Genomic DNA, 16,974 nt, shown 5'->3' on the forward strand with positions numbered 1-16,974 from the left:
TTATTTAACTAATGTTAAGAAGAAGACAAGATCACTGCCTTTTTATTCTATCTATTGGATTTTTTTCTTACTTTAGTTCATAATAGAATTGTCTAACTAAGTGAGAGGAGAATGTATATGAAAAAATTTATTTCAGGTATGCTTGTAGGAACAGCTGTAACATGCGCCGCTGTTGTTGGCTTTGCAGCCACAATCAAGAAAACAGTTCTTGATCCAATCGAAGAAAAAGAAGATATGATCGAGGAAAACCGTAAAAAAGCAATGCGCAAACGCATCTCTCGATAATAAGAAAAGCGAAACACGTTTGCTCAGATTCTGAGCGATATAAGAGAAGTAATTTTAGCAGGGTGCTTTTCCCTGTGAATTAATTCTCGTTATCGCCGAGGAATCTAACGTGTGTAGCTAGATCAAAGAAAAATCCTATTCGTGATGTTTTTATCACAAACAGGATTTTTCTTTTTCACATTTTTTTAGTCAGCAAAGCTGTAAAAATTGTACTGGCAATCACATCAGCTTCTCTTAAATTCCACGGATCTGTTCCCGGTCTGGATGTTGCAGCTGTCAACCAATGAATTCCCTCCGTAGGAATACCATAACAAAACAGGCCAAGGATTCGTTCTCCTTCTTTTGACTGTAGTTGATTCGTTGTCCGCTCTACTAGCAGCGCACCTGTTTTATAGACTTCTCCTGTCGTTAGAGTCAACTCATGTAAACTCGCTATGCCATCTTTTAAAAGTTGGTGGATTAATGGATTTAAACTAAATTGATTGGTCGTTTTCGGCAATCTGGCTTCAATTAGGAAATGAGTTTTATATTTTTCGGTCGGACTATTCTTTGAAAATCCAATAAATCTTCCTGCATCCGTCATAATTTCCATTTTCGGTCCGACCAGTGTCACAATTCCTGCTTTGATCAAAGCCTTCAGTTCAGCTGTTCGCTCTAAAGGCGGCCCGATTGATAAAAAAGAATTCAAAGGAGCAAACCAATCCCATAACCACTTCTTAGTCTCATCATTTGAAAAAAGCTCCTGATCCAGCATAAAACGAACCTCATCTCGTAGATCCTTTAAACTATCCAAAGCTGCCGCAAACGGTCCTGCTACTGTCCCTTTCTTTGCTTGCTCAAAGTCCCAAGTCAAATAATCAATAATAAATGTTTGAAAAGACTCTTGCTCTTTCGTTGTTTGCTCCGGATGTTGAATGACTGCCCAATCCCAAAAATCCTTTTGAGCAATACCGTATTTTTTTAAAGTCGCTACAGTGCCTCTAGTTCGAATAAACTCCTCACTAAAACGAGTTTGATTCACATGAGGATAGTTAGCTTTAAGCAGTGCTGAATAATAAGCAAATTCTATTTCTTTTTTTAAAAGCTCAAAAAATTGCTCAGCAGAAAATCGACCTTTTCTTTTAAACTTATTTAAACTCTTTTCTTTGAGAAAACGTGGCTGATACTCTATTCCGTAACCTTTTTGGTTAGCACCTCTGGCATGATAAGGAATACCACGACCAGATCCTGCAATGATTTTAGGTTCTTTCCCCGAAGGTAAATAAACTAATTCACCATTTTTCTCTTTAAAAGTTCCACCTCGATCACTCGTCAGTAAGGTTAAATAATCATAAAAAACCAAACCTAATCCTCTGATCAAAACTGGCGTATCCTCAGTGATTGCTTCAAGATAGGCATCTGCCGCATTTTTAGGTGAGCAATAAAACAAGCGGTGCTCATTAGCGTATGCGGCCAAGGCTTGTTCATGACCAATCAGCTGATTCTCTTGATGACCTAATGCTAAAACAACTGTATCAACCGTTGTTTCTACTGCTTTCGTATAGACGAGAAACTTATCGTCTTGCCTTTTCACAGCTCGCACCGTATCTTTAAAAAATTTAACAGAGGTCTGATCCGTCATTCGTGTTTGAATATATTCATAAAACCATTTTTGATATAACCCATAAAAAACACGTGAGCAATGATCATTTGGTCCTAGTTTTTCGCATTCTTCTAATAGTATCATTCCATTTTCAAGCTGTTGTCTTTTTATAAAATCCACTGCTTCGCCATGTGCCCATTCATACAAATTTGGCCCTTTCGCGACTGGTCCGTTTGTGCTTAGCGTCTCATCTGTAAATAAAGTGACATGTGCTGCCACTGAATTCATCAACAATGACAATGGCTGATTTGTTCGCCAAACTTTCCCTCCTGGACCATAGGGATCAAACATCGTAATTTGAATAACTTGCTCTTCTCTTGACCATTCAACGATTCGTTCTAAAATTGAAAGCCCTCGAGGCCCACCACCAACAATCGCAATCTTCATCTGTTTACTCCTTTCAGCCCTTTTTGATTTGTCTAATAGATCAAGCAGTCTTTGTAATTGCTTCTTTTAAAATAACAGCGTTGTTATTTTTTTCATCTTTAGCACTATAAATCAATGTGATGATAGGCTGTTCATTGGTAAGTTGTACTAGCTCTTGAAAAGCCGCTTGCGCCTTGCCAGACTGTAACTCAAGCAAATACTTTGTTTTAAATTCAGGAAATTTAACTGGATCATGATCAAACCATTTTCTAAGTTCGGTGCTAGGCGCGATTTCTTTTAGCCACAAATCTAACGCTTCTTTTTCTTTCGACATTCCTCTTGGCCACAAACGATCGACCAATATTCGGTAACCATCTGTGGGACTGACTTGTTCATATGCTCTTTTTAACTGGATCATCGTTGTCACCTCTTCTTTATTTTAACGTAATCACACAAAAAAGAAACGGCTTACGATTTTGATTTGGAAATAAAAACACAGAGAAGCAAACGTTGTTCAACATTCGAACCCTCGTTTTTCTCTGTGTTTAATTAATCAAGCATTTTTCTTTTTCGTTTTGCCAGTCCAGCCTTCATAGCCGCCTTTTAAAATGTAAAGATCTTTATAGCCATTTTTACGTAATTGATTTGCTGTACGAATACTCAATGATTTTTTTTGATCATAAATATAGACAGGTTGATCTTTACGAATGGAGTTCAACGTTGTTTTGATCGTTGTATAAGGCATGCTGCGTGCGCCAAGAATATGGCCGGCATCAAATGAGTCTTTTTCACGAACATCGATGATTTGCGCTTTTCTCATACCTTCTCTAAACTCTTCTTCGGTGATTATTTTGGCAGAGCGTTTTGCCATGATTCGAAGATATAACTCATTGATTCCCATTGCTAATAAAATTGCTAATAAAACTCCGTTGATAATCCATAAAACGTTCATTCTAAAATCCCTTTCTTACTCTTTCTCCATAAATTGTAAGGCTAGTGACGCAGCACCAATCACACCTGCTTCATTACCAAGCTGTGCTAGTTTGACTTGCGTACTGTTACGAACTTCTGGGAAAGTAAATTCTTCAAAATAGGTTTGAACACGGCTACGTAAAAATTCACCCGCCGCAGAAACACCACCGCCAATAACCACACTTGATGGATTTAGTGTATTTCCCACATTACCGATTGCTAGACCTAAGAAATAACACACTTTATCAACCACCATTAAAGCAAATGGATCATCTGCTTGAGCATAATCAAAGACATCTTTACTTGAAACATCTTGACCGTCATCGATTGCTTGTTTCAACTCAGAATCGCCTGCATATTCTTCAGACATATGACGAGCAACTCGCACGACACCCGTTGCACTTGAAACAGTTTCTAGACAGCCGCGTTTACCGCAAGTACATTCAAAACCGCCAGGATCCACAGTTACGTGCCCAATTTCTCCAGCACAACCATTAACGCCGTGTAACAAGTTGCCTTCTGCAATAATACCGCCGCCAACACCTGTACCGAGTGTGATGAAAACAACATCTGGATTATTTTCTCCAGCACCTTTCCAACGTTCACCTAAAGCGGCTACATTGGCATCATTGTCTAATACAAAAGGGATTCCAGTCGCTGTTTCAATTTGCGTTTTGACACTTTGTTTTTTGGTCCAGTTCAGATTATAAGCACCCACTACTGTTCCTTTTTTGATGTCTACACTACCAGGAGTACCCATGCCAATCCCAATAAAATCCTCATGTTTCATGTCATAAAGAGCGATTCGGTGGTTGATCGACTCAATGATATCCGGCACAATATGACTGCCTTCATCTAGAATATTGGTTTCAATACTCCACTTTTGCTGAACATCTCCATTAGTTGTTAAAATCGCAAACTTAATTGTTGTACCGCCTAAATCAATCCCAATCAATTTCTTGTCCATTTACTCGGTTCCTTTCTCAGTCGCTCTGCTTTCTTCAATTCGATGTTCTCTTTGCAAGACACTTCTCGCATGAAGATACGTGTCTCGATCAATCAAGTGACCTTCATAAATATTTTTCAATTCAATCATCATCAACTCAATATCATAAATTCTGGCACCTACATAGATGTAAATTCCGAATTGTTTGAATAACTGCTGGACATCGTATAACGTTTCCATTTAAGCACTTCCTTATTATACAAGTAAACCGAATTTTTTCAAACCCAAGACTAAACAAACGCCTAATAAAAATACGAAAATAATTCCGGCAATGATCCGTTCATGGATATTAAACTCTTCTGAACGATCTGGAACAGCTAAAGCTGAGGCAACTAGCAGTCCGCCAAGCAATCCACCAATATGTCCCATAATATCAACTGAGCTACTAAACAAGTTAAAAATTAAATTGATCCCGATAAACGTCGCATACCGTTGTACCATAAATGAAATTGCAGGGTTGTTCCTAAAATGACGACCTAAAATAACAAAAGCGCCAAATAGTCCAAATAATGCGGTACTTGCTCCAGCAGAAATACTGTTTGGTGATCCAAAAGTAAAACTAACGACATTTCCAGCAATACCACTTAATAAATAAATCAACAAGTAACGCCAGTGACCATAGATATTTTCTACCTGTGAACCTACATAGTATAGGGTCACCATATTTACTGCAAAATGTAGCCAGCCGATATGTAAAAACATCGGTGTAAAGAAACGCCAATATTCGTGTAAATACAGAATCTCTCCTCGAGACATCGCTCCCCAGCGAATCAAAACTAAACTATTTTCTGATCCACCCGTCAATTCCATACCTAGAAAGACAATCGTGGTAATTCCAAGTAAAAGGTATGTCACCAACGGTTGCTTTAATAATCTCTTGATTTTCATTTGCGTTTGATAATTCATATGTTCCTCCTAGCTGATAAATAATCGTTTTACAGGTAAATCAAAGGATTCCGCCTGCCAATTTTCCTGAATCTGTTCACTGAATACCAAACTGCATGTTTCCCCTTGATAATGCTGCAAGAAGCGATCATAAAATCCCCCGCCAAAACCAATTCGAAAGCCTTCATGGGTAAACACGATCCCTGGCACCACCACTAAATCAATTATTTCAGCCATTACTTCTGGCGCAGCTACCGGTTCGTCCACACCAAATGCGGATTTTTCAAAACGTGTTTTAGGGGTTACAGAATGAAATGTCAACTGTCGTGCCGTTCCTGCAATTGGCATTAGGATTTGTTTTTCTTCCTGCCAACCTCTATTGAGCAGAATATGGGTATCAAATTCAAAATCAAGTGGTTTCGTAATCGCAATCGTCTGGGCTTTTTGCCAAGCTGGATCGTTGAATAATGCTTGACTAATTTCTGTCTCTTTTTGCTCTTTCAGCACAGGATGATCATGAAGCCATTTCAGGTTTGCTAAACCTAATTTTCTTAACCGTACTTTTTCCACATTCACGCCTCCTTAATCAGAAAAAATGCTACTATTTCTTAACATCTGATCGCTTTTTAACCTTACTTTGTAGTTTATAGAAAAACAGACCAAATAGCAAACAGACTTCTAGCTTTTCACTCCAGAATCTAGTCTTTTTTTCAGCCAATTGCTGATTGCTTTATAAACCTCGATTTTTTCATTTTCAAACAAAATTTCATGGCGTAAGTCAGCAAATAAAACGAGTGATACATCCTTGATTCCAGCTTCATCTAGTTCTTTTGCGACTTTCCGTGGTCCTATACCAAAATCGCCTACTGGATCTTGTTCACCACTAATAACCAAAATCGGTAAATCCTGATCAATGTTTTGGGCCCAACCATTTTGATTTGCGCCATCAACTAAACGAAATAACGTATAAAACCCATTATTTGTAAATGTAAAACCCGTTAACGAATCAGTTTCATAATTTTTGACGTTTTCTTGATTTTTACTTAACCAATTAAAACGACCACTTTCTGGAAACTGTTTGCTAAAACTTCCAAAGGCCAGATGATCCAACCATTTATTTGTTTTTTTCGGTGCGGTAACATTCAATCCTTTCGTTAGCGAAAGAGCGAGCGGTAACATAGAGGCCTTTTTACCAGTTCCCATAAAAATCGCTCCGCTGATATCAGCTTTATATAATTGTAAATAATTTCGTAATGCAAAGGACCCCATACTATGCCCTAACATAAAATGCGGCAAATCCGGATAATTATTCTCGATCCATTCTTTGATTTGATCAATATCGTCCAATACAAAGGTTATAGGTTCAGTTTCACCAAAATATCCATGCTTTGATTCAGCTTCTAGTACAGATTGACCATGACCTAGATGATCATGTCCCACCACTACAAAGCCTAATTCGTTCAGGTACTTGGCAAAGTCATGATAGCGTTCAATATATTCTGCCATGCCATGAATGATTTGAACGGTTCCAACCTTCCCACCTTGAGGCTCCCAGCAGATAAAATGGCTTGTTGTTTTGTGATCTGATGACAAAAAAGTATTGTGTTTCATATTTTTCCCTCTTCTCAATTGATACATTTTATTATAATGTATTCTTAGCAAATGAAATAGTCAAATGTGCATTTTCTTTTATGATTATTTAGAAGGAGAAAAAATGAAAATTCAACTGATTGGAGCATCTGGTACAGGAAAAAGCACCTTAGCACGTTATATTGCTGAAAAAGAACAAATTAAATGGATTGATACGGATCACTATCTTTGGAAGGATGAGACTTTTTCAGAGAAACACCCAATCGAGCAACGACTAAAAATGTATGAACATGACCGAAACGAATTTGATCAATTGGTGGTCTCTGGTTCTGTTTTTTCCTGGAACCCTACCAGTTTTACTGATCGTGATTTATTGGTCTTCCTTACACTAGATGATGAACAACGGTTTGAGCGTCTGATAAAAAGAGAAATAGTTAGAGGCGGTACTACTTCACTTTGGTTAAATGAACAAGGAAACCAAACCAACGACTTTTTGGAGTGGTGTAAAACTTATTATACCGCTAAAAGCTCCTCTGATATTGGGACATTTGCTGAACATAAGTATCAAATTGCTCAGTCTAAAAGTCCTGTTTTAAAACTCGACAGTAACCAATCACTCGAGATTTTATACCGGGAGATTATAAAATATTTACAAAGAAACCCTTTATGACTTGATTTTCACTAGTCATAAAGGGTTATTTTATTCTGGTATTGGAACTGTAATCACAGGATTTACCGATTGATCCACTACGATTTCTTCCGTTCCATAACGTTCACCTAAAACATATTTAGCCATATGAATCGTTCGGTCACTCATCCGTTCTAAGTTAGATGCTGTATCAATAAATAAAACACCATCTGCTGCCCGACCTTTGCCACTATTCATTATTGAAATATATTTTTTGCGCAGTTTTTTGACCATCTGATCGATTTGTTCTTCCCTATTTAACATATGAGCAGCCATCTCTTTATCGTCATTTTCAAAAACAATTAAAGAATCGCGGATGTTTTTCAAGACTTTTTCAAATAACTCGATCACATCTTCATCATACAAAATCAGCGTCTCACGATCAGATACCTTCCCTGCTTTCTTCTCTTTCGCTTTTTGTTTTTTTTCAAGATGAATCGCTTCATTGAGATTCTGAATAATATTGCGACAATGATCGCCGATTCGTTCTAAATCCTTGGTTAATTCCAGCATCATCGTTTGTTCATGACTTTCTGAAAGCGTCAATTCTGTCGCTGAGAGCTGGACTAAATATTCAGTCAAACGATTATCAATATCATTGATCGCGGTTTCATACTGACTCGCATTTTCCATATCAATAGTATCTTGCTTTTCATAATAGGCTTTCGTTGCTTCAAAGGCGCCTAAAACATATTCCCCCATTTGTAAAAGCTCTATTTTTGCTTGATTCAACGCTAAAGCTGCTGAATTTTGGATAATAGATTCATTTAAATTAGAGGGTTTGAAATCGATACTTTTATCTTTCCCTGGGATGATTTTACGGACAAGTAATTCGATTTTATCAATAAACCAAAATTGAATCAGTAAATTAGAGACATTGAACAGACCATGAGCCACAGCAATTTGCATAGCTGGTTTTAAATTAAGCACATCGGAAATGCGCACAACGACCGCTGTAAACGGCGTCAGTAATGTTGTAAAAATAATTGCACCAACAAGATTAAAGATCACGTGAGAAGCTGCAGTCCGCTTAGCCGCAACACTAACGCCTAAGGCCGCAATGACAGCCGTGATCGTTGTTCCAATATTATCTCCAAATAAGATGGGTAATACTGACCCGATTGCTAAGCTTCCCTGACTATATAACTGCTGTAAAATTCCGATCGTAGCGCTAGAACTTTGTAAAACCATCGTCAGCAACGTCCCAATGCCCACACCTAAAATAGGATGGTGAGATACATTGACCATTAAATCAGCAAACTGAGGCAAAGTACTTAACGGCGCCATGCCTTCCCCCATTAATTTCAGTCCATAAAATAAACAACCAAAACCAAAAACGATTTGACCAATATTATTGACCCGCTCTCTTTTGAAAAAGAAAAGCAGAATCGATCCTACACCAATGATTGGCAAGGAATAGGAACTTAGATTAAAGCCAATGATAAAAGCCGTCACCGTTGTTCCAACATTAGCACCCATGATCACACCGATTGCCTGACGTAATGACATAAAACCAACACTCACCAAGCCTACAGTCAAGACCGTCGTACCAGAACTACTTTGAATAATCGCCGTCACGATCAAACCCGCTAAGACCGATCTTAAAGGGGTGGATGTAAAGGTATTCAAAATCTCCCGTAACGAATCTCCCGCAGACTTTTGCAGACCATCCCCCATATACTTCATACCAAATAGAAAAATCCCTAATCCTCCGAGAAAAGGAAACAAAATTTCTTGATAGGACACACCTGTTCCTCCTTTATTTTAAAAGCTGAATGAGCTCAGTCAGCCTTGACAGGAAAATAGGAAAAATAGAATGTGACGCTTTTTGCCACAATCGATTTTTATCTTTTTCCCGAAAGGCTAGCTCATGAAGCTAGATAGATTGAAAAGCGTAGCGGGCTCGTTTAGCTCCGACTGAAAAATAGGAAAACATGACTGTGATGCTCTTTGTCAGATTCAGGTTTTCTCTTTTTTCCGAGATGCTGCCCCACTAAACTAACTATTTAAATAATAAACTCCTTTTTAAGAGTACAAAAAAACAAGCCTCTTGTAAATAAATTATTGTTTTTTTTCATCATAAACTTAATTCTGTTTAACACAATATTGTCACTGTAAACAAAAAAAAGAGTTGGGAAACGTACGTTTCTCAACTCCGAATAAAAAATCAAACTCAAACCATCATCATATAAACGCCCGCAGCCACTGCTGCACCAATCACAGGACCAACGATTGGAACCCATGAATAAGCCCAATCAGAATCACCTTTGGTTGGAATCGGTAACAATTGATGTGCTAAACGCGGACCAAAATCACGTGCTGGATTGATTGCATAGCCTGTCGGTCCACCTAGAGATAAACCAATCGATAAAATCAGCGCCCCAACAACTAATGGATTTAAACCATCTGTAAAGTTATGTTGTGAAAATGAAAGTAAGCCTAAAACTAAAACAAATGTTCCAATCACTTCGGTCACCATATTTGCTGGATAATTGCGAATTGCTGGCCCCGTGGCAAAGGTTCCTAAAACGGCACCTTGGTCCTCCGTTACTTGCCAATGCGGTAAATAAGCCAACCACACCAAGACTGCCCCGACTACTGCTCCAAGTACTTGTGCTACAATAAACGGTACAACTAGACTCCATTCAAAACTACCAGTCATCGCCATTGCGATCGTAACTGCTGGATTCAAGTGCGCTGGTCCCATATATCCCGCGACATAAACCGCGATAGTAACTGCCATTGCCCAGCCAAAAGCAATCACGATCCAACCAGACGCTTCAGCCTTACTTTTCTTTAGATTGACTGCCGCACACACTCCATCTCCTAAAAGAATCAAAATCATCGTTCCTAAAAACTCACTGAAAATCTGTGTCATATTTGAAGTATCCATTTTACTTCGTCCCTTCTTTCAATGTACTCAAGTCAGATTCTGCGATCAATTGATTTAATTCAGTCGTATAATATTCCTTTTGTTCTTCAGACCAATGATGATAATGACTCATTTCGGAAATCACACCTTGTTTGACTTCATCTAGCGTGTCTCTCATGAAAAGTAAATGATTGGTTCTACGAACAAGATAGTCTGCAGGTGTTAAAACCATTTCATTTTCTAACGCATAATGTAGTGCTAGTGTTTCAACTAAACTTAAACCTGTGACTGGTTCAGTTGTCGTAATTTTTTCAAAAAGTTCAGTAACATTTGAACCATAAAGGTGAGCAAGATACTCTGCCTCTTCTTGACTCAAACCTTGTTCCATCCCAATTTTCGCAAGCGCTATCAGTTCTGTTTCTACATTTGCCGCATCAAGATTGCCTCCTGAAACAGGATACGTTTTAGAATCGATCAGCTGGAACTCACTACTAAATTCTGCTTTCAAAATTCGTTGAATTTCTTTTAATGCACCTTCAGCCATTTTACGGTAATCTGTGATTTTTCCACCTGATAGTGTTAGCAAACCATCGTCTGAGCGCTCCAGTAGGCTACCACGAGAAACTGCCGAAGGATTTTCTTTACTCTCTGCCAGTGAATCTTCTAGATGATTCAAGACATTTTCTACATCAAAACGGCTTGCTTGTTGATTTTTATACTTAGCAACGATATCAATGACTTGATCAAAGCTTTCATCAGAAACCTTACCATTATTCCCACCGTTATAATCTGACCCGCCATTTTCGGAAATCAAGGGTCTAAGACCTGCCCAGCTTGCTTCGATATCATCAATCGTCACATGTGCCTTAGGATAATGGCTATTGACAATTTCCAATAAATAATCAACATCTTCTTGCGTAACCGTAGGATGTTCATAATCTCCTGTATAGTCTGTATCCGTTGTACCAAAATAGGTTTTTTTCTCTCTAGGAACCACGAAAACCATCCGACCATCATGTTTTCCAGTATCAAAATACGTTGGTTGTGGTACATGTAACTTACTACTATCAACAACAAGGTGAATCCCTTTTGTCGGGCGCATTTGTGGTACTAATTTTTCTTTCATGTCCAGACCACGAACCTTATCGGACCAAGGTCCCGTCGTATTAATCACAACTTTAGCCTTGATATCAAACTGTTCACCTGTCATTAAATCTTCTGCTTTTACACCAATGATTTTTCCTTGATCATTTTGAATAAAACCGACAGCTTTCACCTTGCTGACCATCAACCCGCCATCTGAAGCAGCTCTTTTAATATTTTCAATTACAAGGCGAGCATCATTATTTCTAAAATCTAGATACACACCACCACCTTGTAGCCCTTCACTTTTTAATTGTGGCTCTCTTTCCAGCACTTCTTCTTTCGTCAATGTGTAATTTTCATATTTTGTGCCAATCACATTCGCTAAACGATCATACAAGTCCATCGCTACTTTGACAGAAAACATATTAAAGGTTGCTTTTGGCTCATCGTAGATCGGTAAAAGCATGGGATCTGGCTTAGGAATATGGGGTGCAATTGCTTGAACTACTGCCCGCTCTTGGACAGTGTCTGCAACAACCTCTACATCAAAATTTTTCAAATAACGAATGCCACCATGAACTAATTTAGTTGAACGTGAAGAAGTTCCTTCAGCAAAATCCTGCATTTCGATTAACCCTGTTTTCATACCCGCAGCACTTGCTTGCAAGGCAACCCCAGCGCCTGTAATACCACCGCCAATGATCAATAAATCTAATTCTTCAGACTTCATCTGTTCAATAGATGTTTGTCTTGTTTTACTTGAAAATGACATACCACTCACTTCTTCCCTTATTTTGATTTATGTTTGAACATTTGTGTGGCAGCTACTGCTTGTTGCCACCCTTCGTATAAATCATCGCGTTCTTCATCAGACATTTTTGCTTCAAACACTTGCCCATCTTCGTAAAACTCTTTCAGCTCATCTAAATCCTTCCAAAAACCAACAGCTAACCCAGCTAAAAAGGCTGCACCTAAGGCTGTTGTTTCTAAGTTTTGCGCTTTTTGAACAGATGTATTTAAAATATCCGCTTGGAATTGCATCAATAAATCATTATTAGCGGCTCCGCCATCTACTTTTAGAATTGGAATGGCAATGCCAGTATCTTTTTGCATTGTATCGATAATGTCCCGCACTTGATACGCAACAGATTGCAAGGTTGCTTTTACGAAATCTTCTCTTGTCGTTCCTCGCGTTAAGCCAAACACAGCACCTCTTGCATCAGAATCCCAATATGGTGCGCCTAGACCTGTAAAAGCAGGTACAACATAGACTTCATTTTTATTGTGCGATTCATTCGCTACGGCTTCTGATTCTGCTGCGGTTTGAATCATCTTCAAGCCATCACGCAACCATTGTACAGCTGAACCTGCTACGAAAATGCTTCCTTCTAGAGCGTAGTAAACTTTGCCATTAATACCGTAGCCTACAGTAGTTAGTAAGTTATTGTTAGAAAGCTGCGGTTTTTCTCCTGTATTCATTACAATAAATGAACCTGTACCATACGTATTTTTGACCATTCCAGGTTCAAAAGCCATTTGTCCAAACAAGGCAGCTTGTTGGTCACCAGCCATTCCAGAGATAGGAATCTCACTACCATAGAAGTGATAGTTTTTTGTTAACCCGTAAACTTCAGAATTTGATGTCGCTTTTGGTAGCATTATCCGAGGAATATTTAAAATCTCTAAAATATCTTGGTCCCAATCTAGATCATGAATATTGAACAACATTGTACGACTTGCATTAGAATAATCTGTTACGTGTGTTTCCCCACCTGTTAATTTCCAAACCAACCAAGAATCGATCGTTCCAAATAGTAGCTCGCCTTTTTCAGCTCGTTCTTGCGCACCTTCAACATTATCTAAAATCCAACGAATCTTTGTTGCTGAAAAATAAGCATCTACGATCAAGCCCGTTTTCTCATGAATCATGTCTCCATGACCCTCTTCTTTTAGTCGGTCAGCAATTGGTGAAGATTGACGTGACTGCCACACGATTGCATTATAGATTGGTAATCCTGTTTGCTTATCCCAAACAACTGTTGTTTCACGTTGATTCGTAATCCCAATTCCTGCTATATCAGAAGGTTTAACGCCAGACTCGATCAAAGCACCTGCAATAACAGATTGAACTGAATTCCAAATTTCATTTGCATTATGTTCTACCCAACCAGCTTTTGGAAAAATTTGCGTGAATTCCTTTTGAGAACTACCAATATTATTCCCTTTCTTATCAAAAATAATTGCTCTTGAACTAGTTGTCCCTTGATCGATTGCCATGATGTACTTTTGTTCTGTCATTGTTGTTTCCTCCTTATTTTGAAAGCGTAGCAGGCTCGTTTAGCTCTGACAGAAAAATAGAAAATTATGACTGAGGTGCTTTCTGCCTCATTTATAATTTATCTTTTTTCCGAAGGCCTTCAATCCTTAGAGCTTTAGCTCTTAGGAATTGTTGAGATCGAAGAGCAGCGTAGTGCTAACCTGTGAAGCTAGATACTATATAGTAATAAAGCCTCTCTTTGAAAACGCTTTATATTTTATGTATTCATAATAATCGCAAATGACATCTTAAAAACGTCATCTTTTTTTTTATTTCAGAAATAATTGAAAGTTTTTGCGCATTCCCTTGTCTCATCAGTAACAAGCCCGAAAATAAAATAGCCAACTATTTTTGTTTTTGGGCTTGTTCTTTTAACTCATCTTCGATTATGCAGTTCACGAATATTCAATCGAATTTGATTGATATCATAAGTTGAGCCTAATTCTGACAAGACATAGACCTCTTGTACCGAGCGATATACATTAGGTTTCATGACATTTGTGATCAACAAATCATAGCTTTTTTTAGCATCATAGGTTTCAATCGTTAAGCCATTTAAATTTTTCAAACTCAATACCAAAACTTGCGTCATGACTTCCTTATACAAATGATCCATCTTCAAATCAATACCAATACGCGTTTCACCAACGATTTCAAAATCAATGATCGCTAGGACACTGAGGTATTTGACTAATGACCATTCGTGTAAACTATTTCCTTTTTCATAACATTCTCCAAAACATTCCAAACTTCGATCTAAAAGAATATGGGAAAAGTCAGCCAGCTTATGACTAGATAAACTCTGTTCCTTTTGCCAAATATTTTCTCGATCAAATAATTCCAGCTCTCCTTTAAAAAAATATAACCGACTGTGAATCTGAGAGAAGTAATAGAAGATTTTTTTCTCCAACTCTGGGAAAAATTTTTGTGGACGATAACATAAAATCACATGCTCTAATACAAATGTATCGGCTAATGACGTTGGGGTACGTCGGCCTCGAATCAAACTATAATCTGCAAAATCTGCCTCTGCTAAAACAGACATACTCGTTAAAAAAATAAAATGGAGCAAACTTTCTTCTTCATCGATTTCAAGAGGATAGCGGCTGAAAAAACGCAATACAAAAGAACGTAGTGTTTTGAAAAAAGGATCTTGTTCGTACACTTGACTCTTATTGTAGAGCTCTTTAAATTGTTTCGATTGCACAACGATTCTTTTTTTACTGATCGTCAGCCATAAACTGATTTTTAGTTTACCATGTTCCTCAAAGGAAAGAGCTAACGCTTTTTCCAAGGCCTCAATGATTCGCAAGTTTTGAACCGTTAATGTTTTTTCCTGATGAATGTCATATGGTGTTAAAAACCAATAAACTTGAAAATAAAAATAACGAATCTGTAGCTCTTCTCCTTTTAATTGCCCGTTGCGGATTTTAAGATCAAATTCTTTCAATAACAAGTTCAGCTCTTTGATTTTGCGAAATAGAGATGATTCACTGATCATAAATTTAGTTGTCAGCTGAGCGATCGTAAACTCCCGATAATGAAATAAATAGTCAATCAGCTGAAACTTAATAGACGCTCGGACATAATCATCGACAACTTTACTAATAGAAAATCCATCTGACATGTGAATGGCGACCCATTGACCATCATAAAATAACGAACAGTATTTTTCATAAGGTTTTAGATAGTACCCTAACTCCTTCAAATCACTTTCAAAAGAAGCTTTGGACACACCTAAATAATCCAACAGTTCAGTATCCTCGATCCTACCACCAGCCAAAATCACCTTTTTTAAAATTCCAACTTCTCTTGCTTCTTTTCTATCTAATAAGGCTTCAATTTTCATCTGCTTCACTCCACAAACCTTCAAATGCGAGCTGGTTCGTGATATCGATCACGTTGGAATAATAGGGATGATACAAAAAATCTTTCTGATAAAACTCTTCGAGCGTTTGTCCCGCTTGAATACCAAGTGCAAGTGTGTTGATTTTTTCTAAGATGTCCGCTTTTGAAACCAATTGTGCCCCTAATAATTTATGACTCTCTTTTTCAAAGATAATTTTGCCACTAATCGTTTCACCACCGGAAAATAATGAGCTTTTTTGTTGAACATGAGCAACTGAAATTGGCTGCTCATAAAATGACCCTTCCGCTTCAGTCAATCCTGTACTTGCTACATAATGATCAACAAGCTTGGTCCCAATCGTGCGAATCGAACCTACAAAAGGCATTGTAGGTTCCACTAAATTTTGTGCAACCACCAAACCTGACCTAACCGCATTATTTACTAAGGGAATATAAAACGATTCATTCGATAAGCTGTACGGCACTTGAATGCAATCACCAATAGCAAAAATATCTACTTGCGAGGTTTCTAAGTATTCATTCACAAAAATGGTGCCATCTGTATGCGTCCGAACCTGTTCATCTAAATAACCTAAATCAGGTCGAACATTCATCGCAAAAATAGCACTGTCACATACTAACTGTGACTTCTTCGTTTCGATCAAAAGGCCTTCATCTACATCAGTTATTTTTTCTACGGTCTCATCAAAATGAAAGACAACTCCGCGCGCCACCATTTCAGCTTGAACCGGTTGGATCATTTCTTCATCAAAATATTTAAATAGCAAATAATCCATCCGTTCAAAAAGATGGACTTCTTTGCCTTTTTTCAGTAAGGTATCAGCTGCTTCAGCTCCGATTTGACCACCGCCAATCAACGCTACTTTACGGCTATTTTCCAATTGCTCGATTGCTTGTAGCACGCCAGGTAAAAATTTATATTTCAATACTTTATCTGAGTCGCTGCCGAGAATATTTTGCGACCATTGACTAGAGCCTGTCGCTAAAATAAGTTTATCAAATGAGATAAACGACTCAAGTGCTTCTTTTTCATAGTTGATAATATGTTGCGTTGCGTCTATACTAACAACTTCTGCATTTAGCAATAAGGTTAATCCATGATCTACTAACTCTTGTTCTGAAATAAATCGAGCCGTTTCAATTGGCTTGATTGTCTCATTAAAATAAAGATTGATGCCGCCAGGTAAATAACCGATCGTTTGCTGCTTATCCATTAAAAAAACTTCAGCCTCTGGATGTTTTTTTCTGATAGCTAAAGCCGCAGAAACTCCAGCAAATGAAGCTCCTATGATCACAACTTTCATGGTAAACCCTTCCTTCTAAATAAATAAACCGTTTTCCTAAAGAATAGCACAAGCTTGAAGCTAACGCATAGAAATAGCCTTATGTTTAATCA

At 38.0% G+C, this 16,974-nt stretch carries 16 protein-coding genes; 2 read left to right on the forward strand and 14 right to left on the reverse strand.

The features are described from left to right. Positions 1-117 precede the first annotated feature (117 nt). Positions 118-285: a DUF3042 family protein gene (locus ATZ35_RS01000; RefSeq protein ID WP_010760505.1), complete on the forward strand. Its 168-nt coding sequence runs from the start codon at positions 118-120 to the stop codon at positions 283-285. A gap of 175 nt (positions 286-460) precedes the next feature. Here the strand turns inward: ATZ35_RS01000 and ATZ35_RS01005 are convergent, their stop codons facing one another. The 8 genes from ATZ35_RS01005 to ATZ35_RS01040 form a co-directional block, all read right to left on the reverse strand. Then, positions 461-2,314, reverse strand: a complete 1,854-nt coding sequence (locus ATZ35_RS01005) for an FAD/NAD(P)-binding protein (RefSeq protein WP_208928620.1) — start codon at positions 2,312-2,314, stop codon at positions 461-463. Between the two features lie 40 nt (positions 2,315-2,354). Next, positions 2,355-2,711, reverse strand: a complete 357-nt coding sequence (locus tag ATZ35_RS01010; protein ID WP_208928623.1) for a DUF488 domain-containing protein — start codon at positions 2,709-2,711, stop codon at positions 2,355-2,357. A 135-nt stretch (positions 2,712-2,846) separates the two neighbouring features. Next, a complete protein-coding gene (locus ATZ35_RS01015) occupies positions 2,847-3,245 on the reverse strand; it encodes a rhodanese-like domain-containing protein (RefSeq protein ID WP_208928626.1) in 399 nt (132 codons plus the stop codon). Positions 3,246-3,260: 15 nt separating this feature from the next. Further along, the gene (locus ATZ35_RS01020; RefSeq protein ID WP_208928629.1) at positions 3,261-4,232 is read right to left on the reverse strand and encodes an ROK family glucokinase; all 972 of its coding nucleotides are present in this window, start codon (positions 4,230-4,232) and stop codon (positions 3,261-3,263) included. Continuing rightward, the gene (locus ATZ35_RS01025) at positions 4,233-4,451 is read right to left on the reverse strand and encodes a YqgQ family protein (protein WP_010760500.1); all 219 of its coding nucleotides are present in this window, start codon (positions 4,449-4,451) and stop codon (positions 4,233-4,235) included. Between the two features lie 15 nt (positions 4,452-4,466). Beyond that, complete coding sequence (locus ATZ35_RS01030; RefSeq protein WP_208928632.1) at positions 4,467-5,177, reverse strand: rhomboid family intramembrane serine protease; 711 nt, start codon at positions 5,175-5,177, stop codon at positions 4,467-4,469. Positions 5,178-5,186: 9 nt separating this feature from the next. Then, positions 5,187-5,726, reverse strand: coding sequence for a 5-formyltetrahydrofolate cyclo-ligase (locus ATZ35_RS01035; RefSeq protein WP_208928635.1), 540 nt, complete (start codon positions 5,724-5,726; stop codon positions 5,187-5,189). A 108-nt stretch (positions 5,727-5,834) separates the two neighbouring features. Then, the gene (locus ATZ35_RS01040) at positions 5,835-6,767 is read right to left on the reverse strand and encodes an alpha/beta fold hydrolase (protein ID WP_208928638.1); all 933 of its coding nucleotides are present in this window, start codon (positions 6,765-6,767) and stop codon (positions 5,835-5,837) included. A gap of 103 nt (positions 6,768-6,870) precedes the next feature. On the opposite strand from ATZ35_RS01040, the gene ATZ35_RS01045 reads away from it, so the two are divergent. After that, positions 6,871-7,416 (forward strand): AAA family ATPase, encoded by a 546-nt coding sequence (locus ATZ35_RS01045; RefSeq protein WP_208928641.1) that lies wholly within the window; start codon positions 6,871-6,873, stop codon positions 7,414-7,416. Positions 7,417-7,446: 30 nt separating this feature from the next. Here ATZ35_RS01045 and ATZ35_RS01050 read toward each other — a convergent pair whose 3' ends face one another. From ATZ35_RS01050 to ATZ35_RS01075, 6 genes are all read right to left on the reverse strand, one after another. Then, entirely contained in the window at positions 7,447-9,180 is a 1,734-nt protein-coding gene (locus ATZ35_RS01050) for a Na/Pi cotransporter family protein (protein WP_208928644.1), read from the reverse strand. Between the two features lie 427 nt (positions 9,181-9,607). Continuing rightward, positions 9,608-10,327, reverse strand: coding sequence for an MIP/aquaporin family protein (locus tag ATZ35_RS01055; protein WP_208928647.1), 720 nt, complete (start codon positions 10,325-10,327; stop codon positions 9,608-9,610). Position 10,328: 1 nt separating this feature from the next. Further along, positions 10,329-12,164 carry a type 1 glycerol-3-phosphate oxidase gene (glpO, locus tag ATZ35_RS01060; RefSeq protein ID WP_208928650.1) on the reverse strand — a complete coding sequence of 612 codons (1,836 nt, stop codon included), beginning with the start codon at positions 12,162-12,164 and terminating at the stop codon, positions 10,329-10,331. Positions 12,165-12,181: 17 nt separating this feature from the next. After that, positions 12,182-13,690 (reverse strand): glycerol kinase GlpK, encoded by a 1,509-nt coding sequence (gene glpK / locus ATZ35_RS01065; protein ID WP_208928661.1) that lies wholly within the window; start codon positions 13,688-13,690, stop codon positions 12,182-12,184. Positions 13,691-14,085: 395 nt separating this feature from the next. Then, a complete protein-coding gene (locus tag ATZ35_RS01070) occupies positions 14,086-15,558 on the reverse strand; it encodes a helix-turn-helix domain-containing protein (RefSeq protein WP_208928663.1) in 1,473 nt (490 codons plus the stop codon). Continuing rightward, positions 15,548-16,882 (reverse strand): FAD-dependent oxidoreductase, encoded by a 1,335-nt coding sequence (locus ATZ35_RS01075; protein ID WP_208928665.1) that lies wholly within the window; start codon positions 16,880-16,882, stop codon positions 15,548-15,550. Before ATZ35_RS01075 ends, ATZ35_RS01070 begins: the two co-directional genes overlap by 11 nt. Positions 16,883-16,974: the final 92 nt, after the last annotated feature.

The sequence above is a fragment of the Enterococcus rotai genome, from assembly GCF_001465345.1.
GTDB classification, from domain to species: Bacteria; Bacillota; Bacilli; order Lactobacillales; family Enterococcaceae; genus Enterococcus_L; species Enterococcus_L rotai.

What these genes read in the sequence shown, in the direction of transcription:
- ATZ35_RS01010 (WP_208928623.1), bottom strand. Translation starts at nt 2,711, where the DNA reads ATGATCCAGTTAAAAAGAGCATATGAACAAGTCAGTCCCACAGATGGT.
- ATZ35_RS01045 (WP_208928641.1), top strand. Translation starts at nt 6,871, where the DNA reads ATGAAAATTCAACTGATTGGAGCATCTGGTACAGGAAAAAGCACCTTA.
- ATZ35_RS01030 (WP_208928632.1), bottom strand. Translation starts at nt 5,177, where the DNA reads ATGAATTATCAAACGCAAATGAAAATCAAGAGATTATTAAAGCAACCG.
- ATZ35_RS01000 (WP_010760505.1), top strand. Translation starts at nt 118, where the DNA reads ATGAAAAAATTTATTTCAGGTATGCTTGTAGGAACAGCTGTAACATGC.
- ATZ35_RS01055 (WP_208928647.1), bottom strand. Translation starts at nt 10,327, where the DNA reads ATGGATACTTCAAATATGACACAGATTTTCAGTGAGTTTTTAGGAACG.
- glpO (WP_208928650.1), bottom strand. Translation starts at nt 12,164, where the DNA reads ATGTCATTTTCAAGTAAAACAAGACAAACATCTATTGAACAGATGAAG.
- ATZ35_RS01075 (WP_208928665.1), bottom strand. Translation starts at nt 16,882, where the DNA reads ATGAAAGTTGTGATCATAGGAGCTTCATTTGCTGGAGTTTCTGCGGCT.
- ATZ35_RS01005 (WP_208928620.1), bottom strand. Translation starts at nt 2,314, where the DNA reads ATGAAGATTGCGATTGTTGGTGGTGGGCCTCGAGGGCTTTCAATTTTA.
- ATZ35_RS01015 (WP_208928626.1), bottom strand. Translation starts at nt 3,245, where the DNA reads ATGAACGTTTTATGGATTATCAACGGAGTTTTATTAGCAATTTTATTA.
- glpK (WP_208928661.1), bottom strand. Translation starts at nt 13,690, where the DNA reads ATGACAGAACAAAAGTACATCATGGCAATCGATCAAGGGACAACTAGT.
- ATZ35_RS01025 (WP_010760500.1), bottom strand. Translation starts at nt 4,451, where the DNA reads ATGGAAACGTTATACGATGTCCAGCAGTTATTCAAACAATTCGGAATT.
- ATZ35_RS01040 (WP_208928638.1), bottom strand. Translation starts at nt 6,767, where the DNA reads ATGAAACACAATACTTTTTTGTCATCAGATCACAAAACAACAAGCCAT.
- ATZ35_RS01070 (WP_208928663.1), bottom strand. Translation starts at nt 15,558, where the DNA reads ATGAAAATTGAAGCCTTATTAGATAGAAAAGAAGCAAGAGAAGTTGGA.
- ATZ35_RS01020 (WP_208928629.1), bottom strand. Translation starts at nt 4,232, where the DNA reads ATGGACAAGAAATTGATTGGGATTGATTTAGGCGGTACAACAATTAAG.